This window comes from Magnetofaba australis IT-1 (genome assembly GCF_002109495.1).
Lineage (GTDB): Bacteria > Pseudomonadota > Magnetococcia > Magnetococcales > Magnetococcaceae > Magnetofaba > Magnetofaba australis.
In genome coordinates, this window is record NZ_LVJN01000018.1 from 174,844 (window position 1) to 193,721 (window position 18,878).

18 protein-coding genes and 1 tRNA gene are annotated in these 18,878 nt (G+C 62.1%); 7 read left to right on the forward strand and 12 right to left on the reverse strand.

Annotated features, from left to right (window positions below):
* Positions 1-27: 27 nt before the first annotated feature.
* Both MAIT1_RS06975 and MAIT1_RS06980 read right to left on the reverse strand, forming a co-directional pair.
* Complete coding sequence (locus tag MAIT1_RS06975; RefSeq protein ID WP_085441571.1) at positions 28-1,566, reverse strand: polysaccharide deacetylase family protein; 1,539 nt, start codon at positions 1,564-1,566, stop codon at positions 28-30.
* Positions 1,567-1,591: 25 nt separating this feature from the next.
* Positions 1,592-2,488 (reverse strand): glycoside hydrolase family 191 protein, encoded by an 897-nt coding sequence (locus MAIT1_RS06980; RefSeq protein ID WP_085441572.1) that lies wholly within the window; start codon positions 2,486-2,488, stop codon positions 1,592-1,594.
* Positions 2,489-2,796: 308 nt separating this feature from the next.
* Here MAIT1_RS06980 and MAIT1_RS06985 point away from each other — a divergent pair, with 308 nt between their 5' ends.
* Entirely contained in the window at positions 2,797-4,695 is a 1,899-nt protein-coding gene (locus MAIT1_RS06985) for a formylglycine-generating enzyme family protein (RefSeq protein ID WP_158089361.1), read from the forward strand.
* Between the two features lie 77 nt (positions 4,696-4,772).
* Here the strand turns inward: MAIT1_RS06985 and MAIT1_RS06990 are convergent, their stop codons facing one another.
* The gene (locus MAIT1_RS06990; protein ID WP_085441574.1) at positions 4,773-5,447 is read right to left on the reverse strand and encodes a glutathione S-transferase family protein; all 675 of its coding nucleotides are present in this window, start codon (positions 5,445-5,447) and stop codon (positions 4,773-4,775) included.
* Positions 5,448-5,645: 198 nt separating this feature from the next.
* Between MAIT1_RS06990 and MAIT1_RS06995 the strand changes: the two genes are divergently transcribed.
* Together MAIT1_RS06995 and MAIT1_RS07000 are read left to right on the forward strand one after the other, a co-directional pair.
* Positions 5,646-6,107, forward strand: a complete 462-nt coding sequence (locus MAIT1_RS06995) for an NUDIX hydrolase (RefSeq protein ID WP_085441575.1) — start codon at positions 5,646-5,648, stop codon at positions 6,105-6,107.
* Between the two features lie 59 nt (positions 6,108-6,166).
* A complete protein-coding gene (locus MAIT1_RS07000; protein ID WP_085441576.1) occupies positions 6,167-7,012 on the forward strand; it encodes an alpha/beta hydrolase in 846 nt (281 codons plus the stop codon).
* A 32-nt stretch (positions 7,013-7,044) separates the two neighbouring features.
* On the opposite strand, the gene MAIT1_RS07005 is transcribed toward MAIT1_RS07000, so the two are convergent.
* Positions 7,045-7,356 (reverse strand): MTH1187 family thiamine-binding protein, encoded by a 312-nt coding sequence (locus MAIT1_RS07005; protein ID WP_085441577.1) that lies wholly within the window; start codon positions 7,354-7,356, stop codon positions 7,045-7,047.
* 304 nt (positions 7,357-7,660) lie between these two features.
* Here MAIT1_RS07005 and MAIT1_RS07010 point away from each other — a divergent pair.
* Positions 7,661-7,736, forward strand: a tRNA-Glu gene (locus tag MAIT1_RS07010).
* Positions 7,737-7,828: 92 nt separating this feature from the next.
* Here MAIT1_RS07010 and MAIT1_RS07015 read toward each other — a convergent pair.
* The gene (locus MAIT1_RS07015) at positions 7,829-8,662 is read right to left on the reverse strand and encodes a hypothetical protein (RefSeq protein WP_085441578.1); all 834 of its coding nucleotides are present in this window, start codon (positions 8,660-8,662) and stop codon (positions 7,829-7,831) included.
* A 387-nt stretch (positions 8,663-9,049) separates the two neighbouring features.
* Here MAIT1_RS07015 and MAIT1_RS07020 point away from each other — a divergent pair, with 387 nt between their 5' ends.
* From MAIT1_RS07020 to MAIT1_RS07030, 3 genes are all read left to right on the forward strand, one after another.
* Positions 9,050-9,607, forward strand: coding sequence for a SixA phosphatase family protein (locus MAIT1_RS07020; RefSeq protein WP_085441579.1), 558 nt, complete (start codon positions 9,050-9,052; stop codon positions 9,605-9,607).
* 6 nt (positions 9,608-9,613) lie between these two features.
* Complete coding sequence (locus tag MAIT1_RS07025; protein ID WP_085441580.1) at positions 9,614-10,987, forward strand: dipeptidase; 1,374 nt, start codon at positions 9,614-9,616, stop codon at positions 10,985-10,987.
* Positions 10,988-11,501: 514 nt separating this feature from the next.
* Complete coding sequence (locus MAIT1_RS07030) at positions 11,502-11,759, forward strand: hypothetical protein (RefSeq protein ID WP_085441581.1); 258 nt, start codon at positions 11,502-11,504, stop codon at positions 11,757-11,759.
* A 169-nt stretch (positions 11,760-11,928) separates the two neighbouring features.
* Here the strand turns inward: MAIT1_RS07030 and MAIT1_RS07035 are convergent, their stop codons facing one another.
* From MAIT1_RS07035 to MAIT1_RS07065, 7 genes are read right to left on the reverse strand one after another with little or no spacing between them, the layout of a single operon-like run.
* Positions 11,929-12,711 (reverse strand): glycosyltransferase family 2 protein, encoded by a 783-nt coding sequence (locus MAIT1_RS07035; protein ID WP_085441582.1) that lies wholly within the window; start codon positions 12,709-12,711, stop codon positions 11,929-11,931.
* The gene (waaC, locus tag MAIT1_RS07040) at positions 12,708-13,787 is read right to left on the reverse strand and encodes a lipopolysaccharide heptosyltransferase I (RefSeq protein WP_085441583.1); all 1,080 of its coding nucleotides are present in this window, start codon (positions 13,785-13,787) and stop codon (positions 12,708-12,710) included. Before waaC ends, MAIT1_RS07035 begins: the two co-directional genes overlap by 4 nt.
* Positions 13,784-14,749, reverse strand: a complete 966-nt coding sequence (locus MAIT1_RS07045; protein WP_158089362.1) for a lysophospholipid acyltransferase family protein — start codon at positions 14,747-14,749, stop codon at positions 13,784-13,786. Before MAIT1_RS07045 ends, waaC begins: the two co-directional genes overlap by 4 nt.
* A complete protein-coding gene (waaF, locus tag MAIT1_RS07050) occupies positions 14,746-15,771 on the reverse strand; it encodes a lipopolysaccharide heptosyltransferase II (protein WP_085441585.1) in 1,026 nt (341 codons plus the stop codon). The genes MAIT1_RS07045 and waaF overlap by 4 nt, the downstream gene beginning before the upstream one ends.
* Positions 15,768-16,733, reverse strand: a complete 966-nt coding sequence (rfaD, locus tag MAIT1_RS07055; protein ID WP_085441586.1) for an ADP-glyceromanno-heptose 6-epimerase — start codon at positions 16,731-16,733, stop codon at positions 15,768-15,770. The genes waaF and rfaD overlap by 4 nt, the downstream gene beginning before the upstream one ends.
* A 46-nt stretch (positions 16,734-16,779) precedes the next feature.
* Positions 16,780-18,270, reverse strand: coding sequence for a bifunctional D-glycero-beta-D-manno-heptose-7-phosphate kinase/D-glycero-beta-D-manno-heptose 1-phosphate adenylyltransferase HldE (hldE, locus tag MAIT1_RS07060; protein ID WP_085441587.1), 1,491 nt, complete (start codon positions 18,268-18,270; stop codon positions 16,780-16,782).
* Positions 18,271-18,281: 11 nt separating this feature from the next.
* Positions 18,282-18,851, reverse strand: coding sequence for a D-sedoheptulose 7-phosphate isomerase (locus tag MAIT1_RS07065; RefSeq protein WP_085441588.1), 570 nt, complete (start codon positions 18,849-18,851; stop codon positions 18,282-18,284).
* Positions 18,852-18,878: the final 27 nt, after the last annotated feature.

An 18,878-nucleotide genomic window follows, 5' to 3' on the forward strand; every position in this document is an offset into this window, starting at 1 on the left:
AAGGTGTCTGCAAAAGACCAGGTCGGATTACAGGCGCCACAGGGTGATGTTGACTGGTTCGGTTGCTTGCGCGGGTAACTGAAACGTTAACATGTTTTGCGCGCTGGCGGAGACCGTTATGTTGCTCAACACGCTGCCGTCGAGTTTTTCCATGGTGACGTGAAAGCGGTCGTGGTCCGACTGGGTGCGCCAAGTCATCTCTCCGGCGCCGAATCCTGAGGCGAAAAAGCGCGCGCCGCCGCGGCCATCCTCTTGAAAATTCCATACCCGCCAACGCGCATCACGCAGATAAAGGCGCTTGGCCTCAGCGCTTTTGCCCGTGAACGGGGCTTCTTTGAGGGCAATGATCGGCGCTTCCAGGCTGGTGTCGAGCATCACGTAGAGGCTGCCGTAGAGATGGCGCTGGCCGATCACCCCTTCAGAGCGATCAAAATCCACCTCTTTGAAGGTGGCGTTGTCAAACCGAATGGTGGGCAGCGCGCCGTGCTCGGTGACGCGCCAGCGGTCAGGCTCCAACTGTTCGAAGCGGGTGGTGAAGAAGCCGCTGCCAATGGTGGCGAAGTGGCTGGTGGTGACCGGAATCACCCCCTGTTCGTGGGCGAAATCCAGGTTGCGTTTGACGGCGTTGAGGCTGGAGAGCTTCTGCCCGGAATACATGTGGTAGTATACATTGAACGGCTTCAATCGACGCGGAATCTCGGTGTTGCGCAGGGTGCGCACCAGATGTTTGAAGCCGAAGAAGCGATCGGTCCACAGGTCGGTGTAGGTGTTCTCATTGCTGTTGGAGGCGTAGATCTGATTGTACGGTCCCACCTGCCGACCCACCGGCGAGACCCAGGAGATGGAGGGGTATTCGCGGTCAAAACGGGTGTCGCCGCCGTTGATATTGACCATCTTGGCCTCTTCGGTTTTGCGCATCACCTCCAGAAACGGCAGCGTATTGCCGGACCACTGAATCACCTCCACCCGTTTGCCCGGCGGCAAAAAGCGTTCGATATAGCGTTTGGCGCCGCCAATCTCCAGATCCAGATCAAACGGCTTGACCGCATAGGCGCGGGGGCGCTCATAATTCTTTTTCAGCGTCTTTTGCGCCTCTTCCATCAGATATTTGGCGTCGGCGGCGCCCTGCTTGGCCTCGGCTTTGGCGATGAGGCGTTTCCACTGCACGCTGTCCACCGGCGGCAGGGTGCGCTTTTCCAGTCCCATGCGTTCCAGAATCTCTCCGCCGACCCGCCCTTTGCGCGGCGGATATTGATCCAGGAACGGCGCCGCATTGATCCAGGGGAGAAATTCGGCGGCGGAGTGGCCGTAGTCGGAGTAGACCCAATAGAGCGCGCCGCGCACATCGCCCAGCTCCTCAACCGGCGGCAGAGGCTTGCGCAGGTCCAGGTGGCGCACGCTCATGCCCAGATGGTTCAGCGGCGTCTCGGCCATGCGGTGGGCGGGGCCGAACAGGAAACCTTCAGCGTCCTCCTGACTATCGTAGAAGGCGAGGATGGTGCGCTTGAGCGCCTTGGGCGCGGCGGCCTGCGCGGATGTCGCCAAAGCGATGCCGAGAACAGGCACAGGGTGAGCAGATGGCGCATGGGGCTTAGCGCGGCTCGTCGATGATGCGGTCCAGCTCCACCGTGGCCACTGAAGGGATGAACCCCTGTGCGCGCTGCTGTTGATAGATGCGCGTAATGCCCGCTTTATCCTGAGGATCCCAGTAATCCAGGGTGAACAGTTTCAGGTGGGGGAACTGCTTGGCGGCGCTCTTGAGCTGGTTTACCTGCCACACATAATCGGTCTCTTCCACCATCTGGTAAGTCTTGGTTTGGAAGTTGTAATCGGCGCGCACCGATTCGCCCAGCGCCATATCCACCGCATCGCCCACCAAGGGCAGGAGGTCATAGGCGCGGTTGAGCATGATGGGCATGTGCGGATAGTGCAGGCGGATGGTGTGGATCATGCGCGCGGCGGCGTCGCGCATGCCGGCGTACTTTGTCGGGTCGCTGGACTCCAGGTGGCCGGGGTTGTCCAGAGTGTCCAAAAACAGGCCGTGGAACCCGGCGTGGAGGATATCCGGAATCAACTCCTCCACCACGCGCTTGGTCCAGCGTTTGTCGCGTACGTCCACAAAAAAGCTGCCGGGCCAGTTCTCATTCTCCTGCATCAGAATGCCTTCGGCTTTGACTGCGGCATAGTGGTCCCGATGTTGCTCCACTTCACCCAGGCTGATGTAGCCAAGCAGCAGCTTGCCGGCATCGGCCAGCGGCGGCAGCGGCGGATGGTAGAGGCTGTCGAGCACCAGGAGATTGAAGGCGCGAAAACGCTCCAATGGCGCCTTGTCGGAGTAGTAGACCGCCCAGGGGGCGAGCTTCTGTCCCTCGGGGATGCGGGAATGGGTATGGTCGGCCCAGGCGGCGCCGCTCCACTGCGCCATGAGGCCCATCAAACCGGCCAGTAGGGCGTTGCGGCGTTTGTGCATGAGATGAACGGCGCTCATGAGGAACCTGTCTCCTGGCAGAGAATCGAGGCGATGCGCGCCTGGCGCCTTGCAGCCGGGCCGATCATCGCCAACAATACGCGCATTATCGGATCATCCGAGCGCATGGACGCTAATGGGGAGTCGACAGAAAAATGGGACGTATGACAGAGCATTCCTCCAGACCCTTTTCCCGCCAATGCGCTCGTTTTGCGCGTTTGGCGTCGCTGGCGTTGCTGCTGAATTTGGCGCAGACGGCGGCCGCTTCTGAGTTATCGCGCCAGCAGATTACCGCGTTGTTGGCGGAGGCTCAACAGGATGTTTCCGCCATGCGGTTAAGCAGCCCGCCAGCCAACAACGCCCTGGTCAAACTGTTCGAGGTGCGCGATAGCGCTCCGGACAACGCCGAAGCTTTGGCGTTGGAGATCCGCGTGGGCGAACGCTATGCGGCGTTGGCGGCGAGCCGTTTGGCGCAGGATAAAGTTGATCTGGCGGTGGATTTCCTCGTCACCGCCGCTGCGTTGGCGCCCAATAACGCCACCGTGGTCAAGCTCACCGCGCAACTGGAGGCCAAGGCGCCGGGCAAGCTGGCGGCCCAGCGTCAGGCGCGCGTTCAGGAGTTGGTGGCGGGGGGACACTATAACTTGAAACGCGACCGTCTGACCCGTCCGCGCGAGCGCAATGCGCTGTATCGCTTTGTGCAGGCGCTGCAATTGGATCCGCAAAGCGCCGCCGCCAAAGCCGGGCTGCGCGCAGTGGCCGACCGTCTACTGGAACTGGCGGCCAACCCCAACGCCAGCGCCGACAATATCGCCGATTGGCGGCAGACCGCGCAGATGATTGAAAAACGCTATCTGCACTCCAGCTCGACAGCCTCTGTTGCGGCGATGGCGCAGACGGCCGCGCCTGCTGCGGACGACAAACCTGCGCAGCCGTCGCCACCGGCGGCATCGGAGCCATCTCCCACCGCCGCAGTTCAGGCGGAGCAACAGCCCGAGCCTGAGGCGCAAAGCGCAACGGCGGAACCGGCGTCGGCGGAGACCTCTGCGGATGAAGAGACCGCCCAACAGGAGCGGCAGGCGCAGCAGGAGGCGGCGCAGGCGCTGGATGAGTGGATCGGAATGAGCGTCACTCTGGCGGACGATGACATCAAAGCAGGCCGTTTGATTGCGCCCGCCCAGGGCAATGCATTGGCGCGTACGCGCGCCGTGCTGCGCGCCGCGCCGGACGACGCGCGCGCGCGGAGTTTGGCGCAGCGCCTGGTGGGCGCGTTGACGCTGGCCGCTCTCAAAGAGGGCCTGGAGCCGGAGATGGGGTTGGCGCTGTTGGCGCAAGCGGCCTCGTTGCTGCCGGGGGATGCGCGCATCGGCAAAGCGCAAGGGGAGGTTTTGCAGCGTCAGGCCCAGCAGCGCGCCCAGCGCGCGGCGGCCAAACAGGCTGCGCGACAGGCGGCCAAACAGGCGGCCGAGTCACAATTCGCGCCACAACCGGAAGCAGTCGCCGCCGCGCCCGCGCCAAGCGCCAATGCCAAGGAGTGGGTGGAGCCGGTCACCGGCATGGCCTTCGCTCTGGCGCCCAAGGGGTGTTACCAAATGGGCTCCGCCGAGGGCGAAGCCGACGAGAAGCCGCTGCACAAGGCGTGCTTGGACGCGTTTTGGATCGGCAAGTTTGAGGTGACTCAGGCGCAGTGGATGCGGGTGATGGGGTCTAGCGCCAACCCTTCCAAAAACGCCGCCGACCCCAATCGACCAGTCGAGAATATCTCCTGGCACGACACCCAGGAGTTCATTCAGAAACTCAACGAACTGAGTCACGCCAACTTCCGTCTGCCCACCGAGGCGGAGTGGGAGTATGCCTGCCGCAGCGGCGGGGGCGACGAGACCTGGTCCGGTGGCGCCGACGTGCAGGCGGCGGGCTGGAGCAAGGATGTCGTTGGCGACGGCGATGGGCCCTATCCGGTGGGGCGTAAACAGCCCAACGGTTTGGGGCTGTTTGATATGAGCGGCAACGTCTATGAGTGGGTCGCCGACCGCTATGAGCGCGACTACTACTCTCGCGCCCCGACGCAGAATCCGCGCAACGACTCCAAGAATTCCCCCTATCAATCGCTGCGCAGCGGTTCATGGCGCAATGAGGCGGTGGAGGTGCGCTGCGCCAATCGCGACTGGATCAAGCCCAACTACTTCCTGGACCTGATCGGCTTCCGTTTGGTGCGCCCGGCCTCCTGACGGGGCGGCGCCGCAACGCAAAAGGGCGACGTTTCGCAACGTCGCCCTTTTTTTGTGCTATGCCTGCAGTGCGGGGGTTAGGACTTGGTCGCCAGATAGGTCTGCCCCAGCCACCCTTTGCGCATCACCAGGAAGCCGCGATAGAGCTTGGGGAACTCCGCCACCACCGACTCCGTGACCGCAGGCAGCGCCAGCAGCGCATCGCGCCAGGCGGCGGTTTTGGGCAGGTTGGCAAAGGGGCTGAAGTCGGCGATCCATCCCTCCAGCAGCGTCAGGCGCATGAACATCGGCGCATAGGAGCTGTCTACCAAACTAAAGGCTTGGCCTGCAAACAGCGGTCCGTCGCTCACCGCATCCTCGAGGCGCGCCAGCTTCTTCAGCAGCGAGTCGCGGGCGCTCTCAAACCCCTCCTGGGATGGGGCCATGCTCATCTGCGAGAAGTCGCCCATGCAGTCGTTGCAGAAGGCGATCCAGGCGCGATGGCGCGCCCGTTCAATCACATCCTCCGGGTGCAGCGCGCCGGGGGTGGCTTCATCCACAAACTCATTGATGACGCTGGATTCAAACAGCGGCGTTTGGCCATCCACCACCAACACCGGGACCTGGCCGAGCGGGGAAATTTTTTGGAACCATTCCGGCTTGTCGCCCATCTTCAGATGGGTCAGTTTGAACGGCGCGTCCTTCTGTTTCAGGGTGATGATGGAGCGCTGTACGTAGGGGCAGATCTTGAAGCTGACCAGTTCCAGATCCATGTGGGGACTCCTGCTTGCGTTTTATGTCGGATGGGCGCAATGTATGCCCCGCCACACAGCGGCGCAACATTGGCGCACAGGGTAGACGCTCCCAGCGCCCAGGGGAACCCCTGTGTATGCGTCAAAGGCGCACACTGTCGCGTCTGGCGTGGCGACGCCCTTGTCACGGAAGCCGTTATGCAAGAGAGGTCTAGACTCATGTTAACGCGACTGCGCGAGTCTTCCGATGGGTTGCACATCTATGTGCAGTCCGGCGTCATCCCGGTTCGCTTCGATGCGGGCGGTTGGCGCGCGCTCCTGATCACCACCCGTAAGAAAAAACGCTGGGTTATCCCCAAGGGTCTCGTTGAACCGGCGATGACGCCGCAGAGCTCCGCTGCCAAAGAGGCGCTGGAGGAGGCCGGGGTGTTGGGGACGGTTCACCCGCACTGTGTGGGCATGTATGATTACCGCAAGTGGGGTGGGGTGTGCCGTGTGAGCGTCTATCTCATGCTGGTGGAGAGCGTGTTGGACAGTTGGCTGGAGCAGGAGCGCGATCGTCGCTGGCTGCCCTTGGCGCAAACCGCAAGTTGGGTGCGCGAGCCTGGGTTGCAGAAGGTGCTCACGCGCGTGGCCGCCGATTTGGGCGACGCCAGCCAAATTCCGCCCGATTTTCAATGACGCCAACGCGCAGGTTCACTCTGCGCGGCGCGCTTCTGTTTAAGGATTGATGATTCGCCATGCACTGGTCGTTATGGGTCGGCTCGGTGGGAGCCTTCTATTTGGGTGTTTGTGCGGTGATGTACCTGACGCAACGGCGTCAGGTGTTTTTCCCGCCGCGTGAACTCCTGGCTACGCCCAAAGAGTGGGGTCTCAGCTATGAGACCCTCACCTCGGAGAGCGGCGCGCTGACGCTGGAGCATTGGTGGCTGCCCGGGCTGGACAATCAGCCGGTGGTGATCCTATTTCACGGTAACGCCAGCAATATCAGCCAAGTGGGCGATTACGCCACGTTCTTTCATACCCTGGGTTTTGGCGTGTTGCTCACGGAGTATCGCGGCTATGGGGTCAATCCCGGTCAGCCCAGCGAGGAGGGGCTGTATCAGGACGCCGACTCTGTGTGGCGATTGTTGGTGGAGGAGCAGGGGATCGTCCCTGAGCGTCTGATCCTCTATGGTCACTCGCTGGGCGGCGGCCCCGCCACCTGGCTGGCGCAGCATCGCCCGGTGGGGGCGTTGGTGATTGAGGGCAGCTTCACTTCGGTGCCCGATCGCGGCGCGGAGCTCTACCCCTATCTGCCCATTCGCCAACTGGCGCGCATCATCTTCCCCAATCGCGAACGTCTGGCGCAGATCGAGGAGACGCCGACTCTCATCGTGCATAGTCGCGAAGATGGAGTGATCCCGATTCACCATGGACGCGCCCTGTTCGACGCCGCCAACAAGCCCAAAGCGTTTCTGGCCACTCGGGGCGGCCACGATGGCGACCTGATGCGCAATTCGCCGCAGTTGCGCCACGCCATGGGAGAGCTGAAGAGCCGTATGGCGCCCTGGCGCAAGTCGTCGGCTTTGGCGTCTGAGGAGTAGACGCCGCCCGGCGCGTCGGGCGGCGCTTGCGCTTAGCTGTTCACCGCTCTGCCCAGCTTCTCTTCCACGCTTTTGATCTTGTCGGTCAGACGATTCTCCGCGCCGTCGCGCGCATCCACCTTGATGCTGATGGTGATGCGCTTGCAGTCGCTATTCATCTTCTCATAGCACTGTTTAATCACCCCAAACACCGCATCCCAGTCGCCTTCAATACAGGTGCCCATGGGGCCCATCTTGTACGGCAGACCCGACTGCTGAATGATGTCGATGGAGCGCGCCACATAGGGGCTGACGCTCTCGCCCTTGTCCAAGGGGGTCATGGAAAATTCCGCCAAAACGCTCATTTTCTTCTCCTGACGTGACGGCTGCAGCGATGCGGAAACGGGCGTATCCGCGCCTGCGCAGCAGGTCCATTTATGGTCGGTATGGGAATCAGTATGAACAACGGCTCTGACTGGGAAAAGGCGCGCTGAGTTTCCTGTGCAACGCAGGATCGCTCAGGCGAAGAAAAAATGACGTTCTGGTGATTTCAGGGTTGCCAAGCCATTCTCAATGGCGTATTTATGATGGCTCCCGAGGGGCGGCGACATCCGTGTCACCTTCTCACCTCTCAGGAAGAGGAGGCCTCATCATTGAGGCAACAAGTGCGTCCCGTTCGTCTAGAGGCCTAGGACACCGGCCTTTCACGCCGGTAACACGGGTTCGAAACCCGTACGGGACGCCACTCTCTCCCCACTCCGCCCTGGCTCTGTTCTCCCTGCTGCGTGTTAAAGCTCTTCTCGTGCGTGAGGTTTCGTTGGCGGTGACACTGCCCTGTCAGTGCAACTGCGTCCAGCGCCCGTGTTCGTCCATCTCAAATTCTCGCACCTTACCGCCCATGCGCGAGTGCGCGGCGCGCACGTTCTCCAGCATCTCCGGCAAGCTTGGATCATACAGCCCAATGTGGCGAATCCGTTCGAGCATTTCATCGTCGCTGATGTGCTGGTCGTCAGGCGTGAAATGGCCCTGGAGATAGCGCTGCATCAACCCGGCGCCGCTCATTCCCAATGCCGTCAAGTAGACATGATACCCTTCCGGGTAATGCGCCAATTCGTCGCGAACGTGTACGTAGAGGTCGAGACCATCCTCGACGATCATCTGTGTTAACAGTTCGCGCAGAGTCTCCGGCGTCATCAGCATGGTGGCCATGGCGGTGAGCAGGCAGCCGCATTGACGGGTGCGCAGATTGAGCTCCTGTTTGGCGCGCGCGACCGCCTCAGACTCCAAGCTCTCCTGTGGCGCGCGGATGGAGAGGGTCAAGAAGGTGGAGAATTCGTTGCTGCTTTTATAGCGGTTGTGGCGACGCTGTGAGCAGAAGCCGGTGACCGCGTCGACGACGATTTCATGGATGGCGCATAGAGTTTCCCACTGCTCCGGGTCGCCGGTGCGGGCTTGGAATTGGTTGGATACGGCTGGGAGTTGGCACCCTGCAGCCAAGCTGTCGTCCAGAAAGCGGCGCAGCGCAAACACCATCTGCGTATTGCGTTCTGGCGGCAGAGGGCTCGCCATGCGGGTGCTGCATAGACGCATTAACTCAATCCACAGGTGCGCGCGCCATTTGGCGGGGGTGGTTCCGTTGGCTATGCTCGGTTCTATGATGGGTTCGCCCATGAGTCCTCTCCTTGGCTGGCGAAGTTGGCTGCGTGTTTGCGTTAGGCAAACGGCGCAGCCCGAGGGGGTGTAGGCGTGGCGGAGGGTGAGGCGCTGCGCCACGCTGACCAAATTCATGGTGTTCCCCATTTCACTCCACTGTGCGCGATTATGTGCGTTATGATAAGCAAGTATTTCTGATGTGTATGCAGGGTATTGATTGTGCGATATAAAAAGTGGGTTTGTCAGGTGATAAGCTTTTTGACAGAGTGAAACAAGCATTGCTCCAAAAGGGAAATTTGATATAATTGTGACGGTTCGCGTACAGAGTTATGATGTTTATGTTGCGGCGCCCAGGGAAACCTGTTGGCGCAGGGCGTATTACCTGTCTATGGGATGAGTGACGTTATGGGGCGCCAATTGATCATCTTGCGCCATGCGAAGTCCGCATGGGATACGGACGCATCGAGTGATTTTGAGCGCCCGTTGGCCAAACGCGGCAAGCGCGATGCCCCGCGTATGGGCAAGTGGCTGAAGAAACGGGGCGACAAGCCCGACCTGGTGCTCTGCTCGCCAGCCGAACGCGCCAAGCAGACCGCCCTGTTGGTGTGCCGGGAACTGGACCTGAAGAAGAAAAAAATCGTCTGGGATGAGCGCATTTACGGCGCCAGTCTGGAAGACCTCCTGGCGGTGCTGGAGGGGGCGCCGCACAAAGCGCAGCAAGTGTTGCTGGTGGGGCATAATCCAGGGTTGGAGCTGCTGTGTGGTTTCCTGGTGGGCGAGCAGGCGCTGGCCAAAGCGTGTCAGGCGGAAGATGAAGAGAGCGCTCCTTATGGCGTGGGGTTGGTCAAAACCGGCGCAGCGTTCATCCTGCACATGCCCGATGAGTGGAGCGGTTTAAGCCAAGGCTGCGCCAAGCTGTTGGATCAGCAAGCCCCACGTGAGTTGAAAGAGAAGAAGAAGTAACCCGCCATGGATCGTGTTCTAGCCGGTTTGCCCGCTCAGCGGCCCGCTTTTGAGCAGGCGTTGCTGGACTACCTGCGTATTCCCGCCATCTCCGCCGACCCCACCCATGCCGACTCCTTACAGCAGTGCGCGCGCCACACTGCCGCGTTGTTACAGCAGGCGGGCATGCAGTCCGTGGATATCCATCAGACCGCCGGACAGCCCGTCGTGCTGGCGCAGTGGCGCGGCGCCGGACCGGAACGACCTACGGTGCTGGTCTACGGCCACTATGACGTGCAGCCGGTCGACCCTTTGGACTTGTGGATCTCGCCGCCGTTTGAGCCGCGCATCGCCGATGACCGCGTGTTCGCGCGCGGGGCCATGGATGATAAGGGGCAGGTGTTGATGCACATTCTGGCGCTGGGGGAGATTCTGCGCCGCACCGGCTCCCTGCCGGTTAATGTGATCTTTCTCATTGAGGGCGAAGAGGAGATCGTCAGTCCCAATCTGCCCGCCTTCCTCGACGCCCACGCCGAGTTGTTGCAGCAGGCGGATGCGGCGGTGATCTCCGACACCTCCATGTGGGATGAGGGCGTTCCCGCCATCACCACCAGTCTGCGCGGCATGGCGCTCATTGATGTGACCATGCAGGGGCCCAATCGCGACCTCCACTCGGGCGCCTATGGCGGCGTCATTGGTAATCCTCTGGAGGCGTTGGCGCGTCTGTTGGCGTCGGTGAAAGATGACAGTGGACGCATTCTCATCCCCGGCTTCTATGATGATGTGGAGCCATTGGATGCGGCCACAGAGCAGCGGTTGGCGGCCACGCCATTCGATGCGCGCGCTTTTTATGCGCAGCAGGGGACCGCAACAGGGTGGGGCGAAGCGCCGTATGGCGAGTTGGCCCGTCTGTGGCGGCGTCCCACCTTTGAAATCAATGGACTGTGGGGCGGCTATCAGGGCGAGGGGTTCAAAACCGTGCTGCCCGCCCAGGCCCACGCCAAAATCTCCATGCGTCTGGTGGCCAAGCAGGACCCGGAGCGCATTGCGGCGCTGGTCTGCGCATATTTACGCGATAATGCGCCGCCCTGGACCCAGGTGATCGCCAACGCCTTGCCCGGGGCGGCGCGCGGCGTCGCCTTTGCCGATGATCTGCCCATTATCCAGGCCGCCCAACAGGCGCTTACCGCCGCGTTCGGACGCGAGCCGGTGCTGGCCGGAGAGGGCGTCACCATTCCCATCGTGGCGGATTTGTGGCAACGCTTCGGCATTCCCACAGCGTTGATCGGCTTTGGTTTGCCCGATGGTCGGGCGCATTCGCCCAATGAGAACCTCCATCTGCCCACCTTCCATACCGGCATCGAAAGTCTGGTGCGTTTCTACTACGCATTGGCACAGTAGCGCGGCACATTCCACACAAATCTGCGCTGGGAAAAGTCTCTATATGGCGGGGTCTTGCTGTAGGCATACACATTTAAATTATGTTTAAATGTGGAGATTATTATTGTTGAAATATAATGGTTTAGATTGTTTCGCAGGTGTCTGTCCCAGCTGTCAAAGCGATGGAATCTCAACATCCGCAAAAAAATGTGCGCAATGCGAAATTAGCCGCTTGCCTAGGGCAAAAGGATAGGGTAGCCTCTCTCTTGCGTCGGGCGATCATCATTAATAGACGCAGTGACCGAGGGGGCGGTTACAGGGTTTTTGGATTTTCTCGCAGTTCTTCTCAGAAAAAAATCGTAATATTTTATATCATAGAAGGAACCGTTTGTGTTGCTGTATACAACTAAAATAATATATTTTGGGGTTTTTCCACGCTCATAAATATCGGGAGCACATAAAAAGCGGGCGTGGATTTGGGGGTCAATGAGGTTTGCGCACAAGAAAAATACAACCAATTTGGAGGGCCGGTTTCATGATCAGCGATGAACGTCACGACTTGTTTGGGATTCCGGAGCACACCTGTTGCATGACCAGTGAAGAGTTGCAGACGGTGGGGGGAACGCTCTACGGGAAGGGATTGTTGGATGATGTCTACATCAAGGCTTTGGCGCGCGATCTGAATGCGTCGGAGTCATCCGTTCGCGGATGGTGGTTTGGCGTCAATCAACACATTCCCGCCACCACCCGTGAGTTCCTGATGCAGTTGCAGACTATCCGGGGTCGCGTCTGATCGAAAACGATCAACAGGGAAGTTGAAATTCGGATTGGCCCCATGCGTGATGCTCTCACATAAGGTTAAAGACTCAATCAATAGAGACCATCACGGATGACCTTGCCGTTCCAGAAAACCCAGCCCTCGGGCTGGGTTTTTTTGTTGCGTGGATTTGTACTGGATATGCTCAGGAGGTTTTGTCCGGCGTTTGACGCCGTTGGATGGCGCGGGCTTTAGCGTATTTTATCAGCGTGTTGAAGCAGCCAATGGCGATGTGAACCAGGCCGGGAACGCCGTCGAGAAATCCGGCGCGTAGAAAAAAGAATTTCAGAAACCGCAAGCCAGGACTCAGCCACAGTTTGTGTGCGCGGATATTTTTCCCCTGCGCCGCCAATCGTTGCGCCTGAATGGTGGTGTAGCGGTTCTGCTTGGCCAGGTAATCCTCCAGCCCCTGCTCCGACAGATGCAGCAGGTCGCCGCGCAGACGTCCAACGGGACCATCGGCGATGACGTGTTCATGCACCGGGTCGCTGCTCCAGCGCCCGTGGCGGCGGTCATACAGCCGTAGATTGGGATCGGGATAGCCCTCGCCATGGCGCAGCCAGCGCCCCATAAAGCGGTTGCAGCGGGGGAACTCATAGGCGTGGTTGGCGCGCTCAGGCGTGGCCAGAAGTTGCTCAATCTCCTGCTTTAGCGGGTGGCTGACCCGCTCGTCGGCATCCAGGCACAGCACCCAATCATGGGTCGCCTGCTTCACCGCGAATTGCTTTTGCGGTCCATATCCCAGCCACTGCTGATGCACAATGCGCACATTTGTAAATTGTCCAGCGATGGCCAATGTCTCATCGGTGGAGCCGGAGTCCACCACCACCACCTCATTACAAAACTGCAGGCTGTGCAGACACTCGGTGATCACCGATTCCGCATTCAGCGTAATCACCACCCCGGACAGCGGTGTTGGCTGCGTCATGACGCGCCTCCTGTGAGCAAGGATTCCAGCGCAGAGATGATCTTAGACGGCGGCAGGGTGGCGAAGCAGGGCGGCTGAATGGGGCCGGGCTCATCCAGCGGGCAGCGCCGCAACATACACGGCGCGCAGGGCTTGTCGCTGTGCAGCAGAACGCCTTGTGCGCCCGCCACCCCCGAGTAATCCGGATTGGTGGCGCCGTAGAGGGTGACTACAGGCGCCTCCATCGCTCCGGCCAGATGGGCAAAGCCGGAGTCCAGACCCACCACGGCGCGGGCGTTATGGATGATGCGCGCCATGGCGCTGAGTCCCAGACGCGGCAGAACCCGCGCGTGTTGCGGCGCGGCTTGCGCCAGTCGCTCGGCCCGCGCCTTTTCCGCCTCGCCGCCCCACGGCAGCAGCACCGGTCCCCAGTTGCGCGCGCCAATCTGCGCGATCAACTCGGCCCAATAGGATTCCGGCCACGCCTTGGAGCTCCAGCCGCAGCCATGCAGCAGCAGCAGATAGCGGGACGGCAATGGCCCGTGCAGTTGCCCGTTGATCTGCTCCAGAGTCGGCAGAGCGTCAGGCTTGACGCCAAAGTCGGGGGCTGTATGGGGTAACGCATACCCCAGGGCGTGGGCGAACAGTTGGCGATTGCGCGCCACCACGTGAAAGGCGTCCACGGCGGTGGGGTGTGTATAGAATCGGCTGGCGGCTTTCTCCCGCGCCCAGGCGGCATCAGGTCCGTGAATCGGCGCGCCCTGAGCGGCGATGCGGGCGGTGATGGCGCTCTTGAGCAGCCCTTGAGCGTCAATCACGCAGTCATAGCGCCGGGCGCGCAAAGCGCCGATGGCCTCCCGCGCCGCGCTGCCGCGCCGCAGTTGTTGCAGCGGCGCGCGTTTCCATTCACGCAACTGCAGCGTGTGGATGTTGGCCAGCGGCGCGCCCCAACGGAGCAGTTCGGCGTGATTTTTCTCACACACCCAGTCGAAGCGCCAATCGGGCCGCGCGCGGGCGGCGTCCATCAGCGCGGGCAGGGCGTGGATGATGTCGCCCATGGCGGATAGTTTCACAATCAGCGCGCGTCCGCCGCTCACGCCAGCGCCTCCAGCAATTTGGCGGAGGGGGTGAGAAAGGGCGTATCCCGCTCGCCCATCATCGACGCCAAGGGCTCTGACCGCCGCCACAGCCGTCCATCGGGGCGCGATTTGAAACGTCCATGCAGCCAATTGTATTGGTGGGCGTAGTCAACGATCCAGTCGGTGAAGGCGGCGTTGAGGCGCGCGGTGAAGGCGGCGTCATCCTCGCCCGGCAATGGCTCCAGCACGGGGCCGATGCGCAGGGTGGCGCGGCCCGGCGCTTCGCGAGTGGCGATCATGGGAACAATCGGCGCGCCGAATTTGCGCGCCAGTCGCGCCGGACCCGCCGGGCATAGGGCGGGGAACCCCAGGAACGGCGCGGCCACGCCCCCCTCGGCGGTGTTGATGTCGATCATCAAGCCGAGCATCTGCTTGCGTTTGAGCACGCTGATGGTTTGTTTGGCGTCGCGGCGGGCGATCCAGCCGATGCCATAGGGTTGGCGGATGGCCATGAACATCTGTTCGGCCAGGGGGTTGTTGGCGTGGCGGTAGACCGCCGAGAGCGGGTAGCCCAGTCGCGCTACGTGCATCAGGCCCGGCTCCCAACTCCCCAGATGGATCGCCGCGCAGATCACCCCCTGACCCTGGGCGTAGGCATCGCGCAGGGTTTCGCCGCCGTCGGTGTCAAACGCCACGTCGCTGGCGCGCACCCCTTCGATATGGCTGAGAAAAATGTTCTCAAACGCCAACTGCGCCAGGCGATTGTATTGGGCGTCGGTGAGATGCTCGCCAAAGATCAGGCGCGGATTGACCCGCGCCCAGTGGTCCGGGGATTTGAGCAGTCGCCGTCCCAACCTGGCCAGGGCGGCGGCTTTGCGCGCGGCGCTGTGCATATCGCCGCGTTGGACCCAGCCGATGGCCGCGCGTAGCGCCAGCCACTCGGCGTAGTGACGCGGCTGCGGCGGGGCCTCTGCGCTCACGCGGTCAACTCCTGTAACGCGCTCACCACCTGTTCGGGAGTGATATCGTTCAGGCAGTCGGTGTGCTCCAAGGGGCAGTCGCGCTTGAAGCAGGGGCTGCAATGTATCTGTAGCCACAGAACGCGCGCCGTGTCGGACAGCGGTGGCGTATGGCGTGGATCTGACGAGCCGTAGACAGCGGCCAGCGGCAGGCCCAGGGCGGCGGCCACATGCATCAAGCCGCTGTCGTTGGTGACGGCGGCGGAGCAGACCGCCAGGGCGTCCAACGCCTGATCCAGCCCCAAACGCCCCGCCAGGGAGACGCAGCCGGGGCCTGCATCGTCCGCAATCCGCTCACACAGCGCCTGCTCTTTGGGCGAGCCAAATAGCGCCGCGCGCCAGCCGAGGGCAAGCATGCGGCGGGCGGTCTCGGCAAAGTGTGCGGCGGGCCAGCGTTTGGCGGGACCGTATTCGGCGCCAGGGCACAACGCGACGATGGGGCCTTGGGCGGGATCGATTCCCAATTCCCGCAGATGCGCGGCGCCAGCATCCGAGTCGGCGCGCAATGTGGGCAGGGGCAGGGGCTTGGGCAGGGCGGCGCCCAGCGGCAGCGCCAGCGCGGCGAAGCGATCCACCGTGCGCGGCAGGGCGCGTTTGTCCAGATGGCGAATATCGTTGAGCAGACCCCAACGCAACTCGCCCAACCAGCCGGTGCGGGTGGGGATGCCCGCCAGCCAGGGGATCAGCGCGCTCTTCCACGACCGCTGCACCACGATGGCCTGGGCATAGCCACGGGATTTAAGATCGGCGGCGATGCGTCTGCGCTCGGATAGCGCTAAAGCGCCGTGGCCGATGGGGAGGGTGAGGGCGTCGCGCACGCCCTCGATGCGCGCCGCCGCCGGTTGCGTCCACGGCGGCGAGAGGATGTCGATGGGACGCGCCGGATTCTCCCGCGCCAGCAGCGTGACCGGCGCGCTCATCATCACCATATCCCCCACCCAGGCGGGACCAATGAGCAGAATCGGCGCGTTGGCGTCACTCATTCGGCGGCGCGGGCCTCCAGCCACTGCACGTAGCGTTTGACGCCGTCCTCCACGCTCAAGAAGGGTTTGTCATAACCGCTCACGGCGCGGGCGTGGGTCATATCGGCGCAGGTGTAGTTCTGGTACTTGTCCAGCAGCACCTCAGGCATGGGCTTATAGCGGATCTCGCCGGTTCCCAGGGTGTCGATCACCGCTTGCGCCACGGCGTTGAAGGAGCGGCTCAACCCCGTGCCCAGATTGATCACCCCTTTGATGGGCTCTGCCGAATCCGCCAAAAAGAGGTTGAAGTCCACCACGTCGTCGACGCTGATGAAGTCCCGCGACTGCTCGCCGTTGGCGTAACCGCCCGTGCCCTCGAACAGTTCACAGTAGCCGTGATCCTTGATCTGGGCATAGAGCTGATACGCTTGCGAAGCCATCTTGCCCTTGTGCTGATGCTCGCGCGGGCCGTAGACGTTGAAGTAGCGCAGCCCCACCACGGTGGACTCCACCTGGTCCAGATAGCGCCGCACCAGTTGGTCGAACAGCAGTTTGGAGTAGCCGTAGACGTTCAGCGGCATCTCGTTTTCCGGCTTCTCCTCAAACGCCTTGCTGGCGCCGTAGGTGGCGGCGCTGGAGGCGTAGATGAAGGGGATGCCGCGGCGAATGGCGTGGTCGAGGAGCAACTTCGAATAGGTGAAGTTGTTGTCCATCATGTAGCGGCCATTGTACTCCATGGTGTCCGAGCAGGCGCCTTCATGGAAGATCGCCTGCACCGGCATATTGGTGAAGAACTCCGTCTCCAGATGGTGACGGAACTCCCGTTTGTCCATGAAGTCGGCGATCTGTAGATCGCGGATATTCAGGAACTTCTCGGCCCGCTCCAGGTTGTCCACCACCAGGATGTCGGTGATGCCGCGGGCGTTGAGTCCGGCGACGATGTTGGCGCCGATGAAACCGGCGCCGCCGGTGACGATGTACATGTGTGGATTCTCCCTGCAGCCGATGGCTCAGTGCGTGCGCGCCGGTTTATTTGCTCTCATCGCCGCGTACTTTGGTGACGATGCTGGAGGTGCTGCGTCCGGCCACCAACTCCACCAGGGCCACGCTGCCGCCCCAGCTCTTGACCAGATCGCCGCCCACCACCTCCTCTTCGCGGTAGTCGGCGCCTTTGGCCAGGATATCGGGTTTGAAGCGTTCGATGAGATTGAGCGGGGTCTCTTCGTCAAACAGCACCACCGCGTCCACCGAGGCCATGGCGGCCATGACGCGGGCGCGATCCTCCTGCTGAATCACCGGACGCGACGGCCCTTTGAGTTCGCGCACCGAGCGGTCGGTGTTCAGACCCACGATGAGGCGGTCGCCCAGTTGTCGGGCGTGCTCCAGATAGGTGACATGACCGGCGTGGAGCAGATCGAAGCAGCCATTGGTGAAGACGATGCGCTCACCCTTGGCGCGCCAGCGCGCAATCTGTCTGGCCACCTGATCGATTGTACCGATTTTATTGGATTGCGACAGCGCCTCGCTGGCGGTGACCGCATCCAGCAGCTCCGGGGTGGTGATGGGGGTGGTGCCCACATGGCCCACCACCACGCCAGCGGCGACATTGGCCAGATGCAGGGCGTCCATGCGCGTCAAGCCGCACGCCAGCGAAGCGGCCAGCACCGCGATGACAGTGTCGCCTGCGCCGGAGACGTCGAACACCTCCTGCGCCATGGCGGGGATGCGGCAGCGACCCGAGTGGCCATCCACCAGGGCGATGCCCTGGTCGGAGAGGGTGGCGGTGACAAACGCCAGATCCAGCTCCTGACGCAGATACTCGGCGGCTTCCAGCAGTTGATTGAGATCGTCGCCCTTGACCCCGGTGGCCGCCGCCAGCTCGCCGCGATTGGGGGAGATGGCGGTGGCGTGGCGATATTTGCGGTAGTCGGAGCCCTTGGGGTCCACCATCACCGGGATGCCCAACCCCTGGCAGGTGGCGATCACCTCCTGGCACAGATGTTCGGAGAGCACCCCTTTGGCGTAGTCGGAGAGGATCACTACGGCGGGTTGATCGTCGCAGGAGATCAGATCCTCCACCCGGTCCAGCAGGCAGGCGTGTTCGTTATCGCCCAGCTTCTTCGGCTCTTCGATGTCCAGCCGCATCATCTGCTGGTGGCCGCTGATGATGCGGGTTTTGGTGATGGTGGGCATGCCGCTGATGGCGCACACCGCATCGCTGCGCACCCCGCGCGCCGCCAGCAGGTCGGTGAGGCGTTGGCCCATGGGGTCGTCGCCAACAAATCCGGCCACGGTCACCGCGCAGCCCAGTTGCGCCAGGTTCAGCGCCACATTGGCCGCGCCGCCGCAGTTATCAGACTCCCGCGTCACCCGCACCACCGGCACCGGCGCCTCCGGGCTGATGCGGCCGACGTCGCCCCACAGGTACTTGTCCAACATCAAGTCGCCGACGACCAGGATGCTGCGGCCATGGAAACAGTTTTTAATGGCGTCAATAACCTGCTCGCGACGTTCGAACATGGCGGGTACCCTTATCCTTGCGGCATGCAGGCGGCTTCCACCCAATCGCAGATGGTGTGGCCGATGAAGATGTGACACTCTTGGATGCGCGCGGTGTTGGGGCCGGGGGCGATGAGCGCGTGATCGGCTTCATCCTTCATTTTGCCGCCATCCTTGCCCACCAGCACCGCCGTGCGCGCGCCGATTTCACGGGCTTTGCGCAGGCCCAGAATGCAGTTTTCGCTGTTGCCGGAGGTGGAGATGCCCACCACGAAGTCGCCGGGGCGGCACAGACCGGCGATCTGCCGCGCAAACACCAGTTCATAGCCGTAGTCGTTGCCGATGGCGGTGAGCACCGAGGTGTCGGTGGTGAGCGCCACCGAGGCCAGGGAGGGGCGCTCGCGCATGAAGCGGCCCATCAGCTCGGCGGCCAGGTGCTGGCTGTCGGCGGCGCTGCCGCCGTTGCCCATCCACAGAACTTTACCGCCATTCTTCAGTGTGTTGGTCATCTCCGTGGCCACCGCCGCCATGGCGGGCTCCAGGGCGCTGATTTTGGCGAACGCCTCCTGATGTTCGGCGATGGCGGCGGCGATATCGATCATGGGGCGAATCCTTCACACAAGATTGAG

What these genes read in the sequence shown, in the direction of transcription:
- MAIT1_RS07035 (WP_085441582.1), bottom strand. Translation starts at nt 12,711, where the DNA reads ATGACGCAGCCAACACCGCTGTCCGGGGTGGTGATTACGCTGAATGCG.
- MAIT1_RS07020 (WP_085441579.1), top strand. Translation starts at nt 9,050, where the DNA reads ATGGGGCGCCAATTGATCATCTTGCGCCATGCGAAGTCCGCATGGGAT.
- MAIT1_RS06990 (WP_085441574.1), bottom strand. Translation starts at nt 5,447, where the DNA reads ATGGATCTGGAACTGGTCAGCTTCAAGATCTGCCCCTACGTACAGCGC.
- MAIT1_RS07065 (WP_085441588.1), bottom strand. Translation starts at nt 18,851, where the DNA reads ATGATCGATATCGCCGCCGCCATCGCCGAACATCAGGAGGCGTTCGCC.
- hldE (WP_085441587.1), bottom strand. Translation starts at nt 18,270, where the DNA reads ATGTTCGAACGTCGCGAGCAGGTTATTGACGCCATTAAAAACTGTTTC.
- MAIT1_RS06980 (WP_085441572.1), bottom strand. Translation starts at nt 2,488, where the DNA reads ATGAGCGCCGTTCATCTCATGCACAAACGCCGCAACGCCCTACTGGCC.
- MAIT1_RS06985 (WP_158089361.1), top strand. Translation starts at nt 2,797, where the DNA reads ATGCGGTTAAGCAGCCCGCCAGCCAACAACGCCCTGGTCAAACTGTTC.
- rfaD (WP_085441586.1), bottom strand. Translation starts at nt 16,733, where the DNA reads ATGTACATCGTCACCGGCGGCGCCGGTTTCATCGGCGCCAACATCGTC.
- MAIT1_RS07030 (WP_085441581.1), top strand. Translation starts at nt 11,502, where the DNA reads ATGATCAGCGATGAACGTCACGACTTGTTTGGGATTCCGGAGCACACC.
- MAIT1_RS07000 (WP_085441576.1), top strand. Translation starts at nt 6,167, where the DNA reads ATGCACTGGTCGTTATGGGTCGGCTCGGTGGGAGCCTTCTATTTGGGT.
- MAIT1_RS07015 (WP_085441578.1), bottom strand. Translation starts at nt 8,662, where the DNA reads ATGGGCGAACCCATCATAGAACCGAGCATAGCCAACGGAACCACCCCC.
- MAIT1_RS06995 (WP_085441575.1), top strand. Translation starts at nt 5,646, where the DNA reads ATGTTAACGCGACTGCGCGAGTCTTCCGATGGGTTGCACATCTATGTG.
- waaF (WP_085441585.1), bottom strand. Translation starts at nt 15,771, where the DNA reads ATGAGTGACGCCAACGCGCCGATTCTGCTCATTGGTCCCGCCTGGGTG.
- MAIT1_RS07005 (WP_085441577.1), bottom strand. Translation starts at nt 7,356, where the DNA reads ATGAGCGTTTTGGCGGAATTTTCCATGACCCCCTTGGACAAGGGCGAG.
- MAIT1_RS07025 (WP_085441580.1), top strand. Translation starts at nt 9,614, where the DNA reads ATGGATCGTGTTCTAGCCGGTTTGCCCGCTCAGCGGCCCGCTTTTGAG.